This is a genomic window from Paenibacillus sp. AR247, from assembly GCF_002968895.1.
Lineage (GTDB): Bacteria > Bacillota > Bacilli > Paenibacillales > Paenibacillaceae > Paenibacillus_AQ > Paenibacillus_AQ favisporus.
This window is the reverse complement of the sequence record NZ_PCZT01000009.1, coordinates 721,813-728,641: the sequence shown is the minus strand read 5'-3', so window position 1 is coordinate 728,641 and position 6,829 is coordinate 721,813. Positions and strand designations below refer to the sequence as shown.

The window sequence follows — 6,829 nt, the reverse complement described above, 5'->3', positions numbered from 1 at the left end:
CCTTCCGCCGATAATAACCTACGCCTTCACCGTTAATACCCAAACGTTTGATGGTCACGACGATGCGGTCGCCGGTCCGAAGCTCATCGGCATGATCGCGGGCAGAGCCAGACGTCTGCTTCATCGGCTCATTTTTGCGGAAGCCTTTGCGAGCAGCTGCATCCTTTCGATATAAATGAGTCCCGGCTTGGGACTGTCGTTTGTTATTGGGATGTTTTCGTTCATTCATGTTCGTTCTACACTCCATCGCTTGTTCTTCGTTTCACTATACCACGCGGCCAGGTAGGAATGCCATGTTCCGCCGCCGGGTGCTGCATTTTTCGTGACATTTCCTGTTGGGCAGCGTTTATATCTTAAAAAGCAGCAGAGGTGACCTGTTTCATATGAAAAAGCTGAAATTATTATTATGGATAACGATGGCCACAACGGGATTAGAAATGATGGGATTTGCGATGAATGAATCTGCACAAGTCGCAGCAGGCCCACAGTCGGTAGCAGTTCAAAATGCAGAATGGAACCAAGGACATCTCCTCGTCCCGGTCCGGCCTCTAATCGAACCGTTGGGAGCCCGTCTAGAATGGTTTCCTACAGAAAAGGAATTGGTTATCCGCAAAAACGATCTTACCATTCGGCTGGCTGCAAATTTCAAGCGGGCCATCGTGGACACCCCATCAAGAGGAGAATTTCCTGAATATCCGGACCTGCCGCATCGCGAGTATGCCGATATGGGAGCTCCCGTCCAAGTGTTGAATGGGAGTGTCTATGTCCCATTAAAATTTGTCGCAGCAGCATTGGGAGCTACAGTTGAGTGGGATGGGCCGTCCAAGCTTGCTACGGCGATTCTGGAAGGAATCCGGATCCAAATTAAACCGTCACCATCCCCTGTTTCTATGCCGGGTACCCAAAAACTGACCTCCGCCCGCATGAAGTTGTTGTCGGACAAATTAAACGAAGCCCAAAATCTGGACGCTAAATACGTGAGCGCACACTACAAATCCTATTTTACCGAACGCTTCATCCGTACGCTGATTCATGATCAGGGGCTGCAGGCAGCCGGCCGCTATAAAGATCCGATAACCCTGCCCGAATATACTGGCAAAACTGCAGCCACGTTTACACAATCAGCTCCCTTAGGGAACGGGCTGACGGGAGAGGATCAATACATTGAGGATCGGACCGTTACGCTCATCTGGACAGGAGGGGCTTGGAAGGTGGAGCGCGTCGACATCCGCATAAGAACATTAACGACGGGGTTTGCCGAATACGCACCAATGAAATAGGAACATACGAATCTTTTCGACATCGTGATCAAACGGAAAGTCTTTCTATGAATTCTATATGAAAACGCCTCTAATTATCCGGGTATCTCCTGAAACCGATATGGCTTAAAATACGCCTGAAGGAGATGATAACGATGCCAGCACAGACCGACTATCCATTTCAGAATACATCCTTACCTTTAGAAGAACGAGTGAGAGACCTGGTCTCCCGATTTACACTGGAAGAAAAAGTGGAGCTGATGGTTCAATATCAAGCTGCCGTCGAGCGGCTCGGTGTGAAAGCGTATAAACACGGAACGGAAGCAGCCCACGGCATGGCGTGGCTGGGAGAAGCAACCGGATTTCCGCAGCCGATTCGGCCTTGGCTGTACGTGGGACACGGAACTCATGAAACGAATCGGCAGCGTCATCGGTGACGAGGCCAGAGGGTTCTACCGCCGCAATCCCGAAGTGAACGGATTGACCCTAGTGGGCTCCGACCGTCGATTTGGAACGCGACCCGCGCTGGGGCAGAACGGAAGAAGCCTACGGAGAAGACCCGATCCTGACCGGGAAACTGGCCTCCGCGCTCATTCAGGGCATTCAAGGTGATCATCCCGTATACTTGAAAGCGGTTGCCACTTTGAAGCACTTTATTGCGAATAATAACGAAGTTGGCCGGGGTGACGCTTCGGTCAGCATTGATCCGCGCAACATGCGGGAATATTATTTGAAAGCGTTTGAGATTCCGTTCAAGGAAGGCGGCGCCCAGTCCATGATGACGGCTTACAACGCGATCAACGGCGTGCCGGCGAACCTGAGTCCTGACGTCAAAGCCATCGTCAAGGACGAGTGGGGCATGGACGGTTTTGTTGTAAGCGATGCCTTCGACGTGACTGGTACCGTCCGCGATCATGGATACCTGGATACGTATAAGGAGGCCGTCGCCCGCTCCGTTAAAGAAGGTGGGATTGACAGCATCACGGACGATTCGGCTGTGATCAAGGATGCGCTGCGTGAAGCACTGAGTGAGGGACTGCTGGCTGAGAGCGATCTTGACGCCGCACTGACGAATACCTTCCGCGTCCGCTTCCGGCTCGGCGAATTCGATCCTGAAGAGGGCAACCCGTATGCTGCGATCGACGAATCCGTAATCCTGCGGCCAGAGCATGCGGAGCTGTCCCGGGAAGCCGCCCGTAAGGCAATGGTACTGCTGAAGAATGACCGTGGGCTTCTCCCGCTCAATACAGACAAGCTGAACAAAGTGGCCGTGATCGGGCCGCTCGCCGGAATGGTGTACCGGGATTGGTACAGCGGCTCGCTCCCTTATGCCGTCACGCCGCTCCAGGGCATCCAAGAGAAGCTTTCCGGGGCAGGAACGAACGGCAAGACAAGTTACAGCGGGGGAACGGACCGGATTCGGCTGAAATCAAAAAAACGGGGCGGTATGTTCGAATTCAGGCCGGAGAAGAGGCCGCGCTGGCAGCAACGACCGAAAATGCTATGGATGCGTCTGTGTTTGAAATGACGGATTGGGGCTGGGGAAGCCACACCTTGATCTCTGAAGACAATGGCCGCTACCTGACAACTGACGATAAGATCGTTAAAGCATCGTCCGATCAAATTTGGGAGTGGTTTACTAAAGAAGTCTTCCTCATCCATCCTGCCGAACATGAGCAAGGATGCGTAACCTTCTCAACATGGAATGGTACACCGGTGACGGTGCATGCCGAATCAGGTCAGCTGCTGGTAGGCGACGGCCAAGCCGCGGAGACTGCGAATGAGATCAACGTTGCAGGTGCGGCCGAGGTATCGGGTGAGGATGCCCCGATCGTCCATGCCGATCTGTTCGAGCTTGAAATCGTCACGGACAAGCTTCAGACTGCCAAAGAAGCAGCAGCGGAAGCGGAGCTGGCGGTTGTGTTCGTCGGCAATCATCCGCTGATTAACGGCAAGGAGACGATCGACCGTCCGGACATTACACTTCCGGAATCGCAGGAGAAGCTGATTCAGGAGGTTTATGCAGCCAATCCGAACACGGTGGTCGTCGTCGTAGGCAGTTACCCGTACGCGCTAAACTGGGTGGACGCGAATGTACCGTCCGTTCTGTACACATCCCATGCCGGCCAGGAACTGGGTCATGCATTGACAGACGTGCTGTTCGGGGACACCAACCCGGCGGGACGACTGAATATGACGTGGTACAAATCCGTCGACCAGCTGCCGGAATTTATGGACTATGATGTCATCAAGCACGGCAGAACGTACCAATACTTCGAGGGCGAGGCTCTGTATCCGTTTGGACACGGCTTGTCCTACACCAGCTTCCGGTATGATGGGCTGCAGCTTGCGAAGGAAAAGCTTACGGCAGGCACGGATCAAACGGTTCGTCTGACATGCAGGGTAACCAACATCGGTGAAGTGGCAGGGGAGGAAGTGGTGCAGCTGTACAGCCGGGCAAATCAGTCCCGCGTCAAGCGTCCGCGCAAGCAGCTGCTTGGATTCCGCAGAGTGATGCTTCAGCCGGGCGAGACGGCCGATGTGTCCTTTGAAGTTCCGCTCGATCAGCTGGCGATCTGGGATGTCACTCGCGAGCGCTACTGCATCGAGACCGGCACTTATATGATGATGGCCGGCGCTTCTTCGGAGAACCTGCCGCTGACAGCCGAGCTGGTTGTAGATGGGGAGACCATTCCGCCGCGTGACCTCACGCAATCAACGAAAGCCATCAATTACGACGGTGAGTGTACGGAAGGCGGCAGCGCCGTGGTCGTGAAGGATCAATCCGGATGGATCGTTTTCCGTGATGCCAAGTTCGAGAACGGTGCGGATACGCTGCGAATCCGGGCGGCCGGAGCGGCGGATGCCGTCGTTGAAGTGCGGCTGGATCATCCTGAAGGGCTGCCTGTGGGCCGGATCACTCTGACTTCAGGCGACTTACAGACATGGCAGGATTATTCCTGCAAGCTTAGCGGAATACACGGAAGTCAGAATGTGTATTTTATTTTGAAAGGGAACCTGGCAATTAGCCAATTCCAATTCTCTTAAGTCCGAAACGGAAAGCAAAAGCCAGCTATTGACCCATACACCCGCCTGCATTAAAGGCGGGTGTATTTAGGTTTCATGCAGGCTTGTAACTGCCAAGAAGATATGAATGTTATATTTATCTGATTGATTATTAATCATATTAAATAAATAATTTTCCCCAATTACTCCAGACAGCATGTTGAATCATGTCATCTCGTACCACAACTTTCCCTCAAAGTTACTTACTACGGCTCAGGACTGGCTTCATCAGCTAGTGAACTGCTGGCTGGACTAGATCCTGGATGCCCCATCCACCAAGAAAGAACATGAGCATGTGTGCTGTACGATTTTTCACCGAATTGAGAAGTTACGCACCAGTGAACAAATCTTTAATATGATTAATTAAATTCGGTCATCATGAAGAGAACAAGCCCCAATCTCACCGAGATCGGGGCTTGCTGTTCTTGTGGCGCAGCTTGTGTTTCACCTATGGAAATGAGGGAATCCCCTTACTGGATAGAGGCTTGCTTCAAATCACTCTTAGGCGGCAGACCATACAATCGGGCATACTCGCGGCTGAATTGGGAAGGACTTTCATAGCCAACCTGGAAAGCGGCATCGGCTGCCCCCATTTTTTCACTGATCATGAGATGTCTCGCTTCCTGAAGTCGGATCCGTTTCTGATATTGCAGCGGGCTCAGAGCCGTGACCTGTTTGAAATGTTTATGAAAAGACGACGCGGCCATATTTACTTCCTTGGCCAGTTCCTCGACGCGAAGCGGCTTGGAATAATCACGATGGATGAGCTGAATGGCCTTCGCAACGGCGTGCGCCTGGCTGCCGATCACCGCAAACTGCTTGACCAAATGGCCTTGCTCGCCCTGTAGAACGCGGAATAGAATCTCCCGTGTAATCAAAGGAGCCAGGATTGGGATTTCAGCAGGTTGGTCGAACAATTTTACCAGCCTCAGCAGGGCATCAAGCAGTTGCGAATTCGTATTGCCGACAAATATGCCGCTTCCCGGCTCCGATTCTTCAGGCCAGGCCAGATCCGTATGCTGCAATATATCCAGAATTTGATCCGGTGTAAACTCCAGGTGAAGCCCAATGAACGGAACCTCAGGCGAGGCTTCGGTGATCTCACTTTTGATCGGGAGATGAACGGATGTCACGAGGTACGTGGTCGGATTGTAATGGTAAATCTCTTGACCAAGCGCTGCGGATTTGGCGCCCTGGACAATGAAGCATAAAGAAGGCGCGTACATGCTATGAATAGGTTCGGACGTCGCCGTGGCCCGCATCATGTGCAGCGACGGGATCTCTGTTATATGTAATCCATCCGTCTGCAACAGCTGATTTAGCCGCCAGGATAATTCAGACAAATAAGGTTCGAGTCCGTTGGGTTGCATTTCTCGATCCATTTTCAGAACGCCTCCTTGTTCAAACATACGGTAAGAATAACAAAGGAGCCGACATCAGGCAAGAATGGATGGAGTGAATTGTTCTGAGTCTGAGATGCTTCAGATCATTTTCCTGAATCATCATAAGAACCTCCTTTGACGAAATGTAGAAGCCGATTCATTCCGTCAACTTCTTCTTTTTTTCTGTTATGCGAAAATGCTAACATGGAGAAGGTCGAAGGAAAAATATAAAAAAGGTTCAGGACCAATGAGCTTTTTCATATACCAACGAGGAGTGAGCATTTATGCAGAAAAAAATAGGACATGTTACGCTGCTGGTTAAAAATTTTGACGAAGCGATTGAATTTTACACAGAAAAGGCAGGGTTCGTTTTGTTAACGGACAACCATTTCGGGAACGGCATGAGATGGGTCACCGTAGCTCCGTCGAAGGAGGCGCAAACCGCCATCGTATTTGTGGTGGCAGACACGGAGGCTAAGCAGGACAGGGTTGGAACCCAAGCAGCGAACCACGTATTCCTCGTCGTCCAAACCGATGACTTCTATCGCGATTACGGACAAATGAAGGCAAACGGAGTTCATTTTCTCAGTGAACCGAAAGAGGTCCCATGGGGCATTGAGGCGGTCTTCGAGGATCTCTATGGAAATCGGCTTGACCTTGTCCAACATAACGGATTTTAAAGACTAATCCATACCAAATAGAAATCTAGGAATCGTGAGGTTAGCATGAAGCCAATTAGAAACTCTGCGAAAGCGATCATCATTCAGCAAGGAAAATTGTTATTGACCAAAAACAAGGATAACGACGGTTTTTTCTACCTATTCCCAGGCGGCGGCCAAGAGCACGGAGAAGTACTGAAAGAGACCCTCAAGAGGGAATGCATCGAAGAACTTGGAGTACAAGTTGAGGTGCAGGACCTTGTTTACGTGCGCGAGTACATCGGCAAAAATCATGAGTTCGCAGCATGGGATCATGACGTTCATCAAGTGGAGTTTTATTTTGTCTGCTCGCTTACGCAGGAAGCCCCGACGCAGATGAATGGAACCCAGCCCGACCAGGATCAGATCGGCGTAGAATGGGTGGATATTCGTCAACTCGATCACATCAGGTTGTATCCGAAGG

Annotated in this window: 4 protein-coding genes and 2 pseudogenes; 4 read left to right on the top strand and 2 right to left on the bottom strand. The window is 51.3% G+C overall.

Going from position 1 to position 6,829, the window contains the following annotated elements; all coding sequences use genetic code 11:
* A pseudogene (locus CPT76_RS11410) lies at positions 1-229 on the bottom strand (23S rRNA (uracil(1939)-C(5))-methyltransferase RlmD); the annotation flags it as partial.
* Positions 230-383: 154 nt separating this feature from the next.
* On the opposite strand from CPT76_RS11410, the gene CPT76_RS11405 reads away from it, so the two are divergent.
* Both CPT76_RS11405 and CPT76_RS11400 read left to right on the top strand, forming a co-directional pair.
* Entirely contained in the window at positions 384-1,280 is an 897-nt protein-coding gene (locus CPT76_RS11405; RefSeq protein WP_105443005.1) for a stalk domain-containing protein, read from the top strand.
* Positions 1,281-1,414: 134 nt separating this feature from the next.
* Positions 1,415-4,307 (top strand): annotated as a pseudogene (locus CPT76_RS11400) (glycoside hydrolase family 3 C-terminal domain-containing protein).
* Between the two features lie 488 nt (positions 4,308-4,795).
* On the opposite strand, the gene CPT76_RS11395 reads toward CPT76_RS11400, so the two are convergent.
* Positions 4,796-5,707 (bottom strand): AraC family transcriptional regulator, encoded by a 912-nt coding sequence (locus CPT76_RS11395; protein ID WP_105443004.1) that lies wholly within the window; start codon positions 5,705-5,707, stop codon positions 4,796-4,798.
* Positions 5,708-5,991: 284 nt separating this feature from the next.
* Between CPT76_RS11395 and CPT76_RS11390 the strand changes: the two genes are divergently transcribed.
* On the top strand, positions 5,992-6,387 hold the full coding sequence (locus CPT76_RS11390; protein WP_105443003.1) for a VOC family protein: 396 nt from the start codon (positions 5,992-5,994) through the stop codon (positions 6,385-6,387).
* Between the two features lie 45 nt (positions 6,388-6,432).
* Positions 6,433-6,829: NUDIX domain-containing protein (locus CPT76_RS11385; RefSeq protein WP_105443002.1), on the top strand; the 397-nt coding region annotated here is incomplete at its 3' end.

Bases quoted from the DNA above. Each gene is read 5' to 3' on its own strand.
- CPT76_RS11405 (WP_105443005.1), top strand. From the start codon at position 384: ATGAAAAAGCTGAAATTATTATTATGGATAACGATGGCCACAACGGGA.
- CPT76_RS11395 (WP_105443004.1), bottom strand. From the start codon at position 5,707: ATGGATCGAGAAATGCAACCCAACGGACTCGAACCTTATTTGTCTGAA.
- CPT76_RS11390 (WP_105443003.1), top strand. From the start codon at position 5,992: ATGCAGAAAAAAATAGGACATGTTACGCTGCTGGTTAAAAATTTTGAC.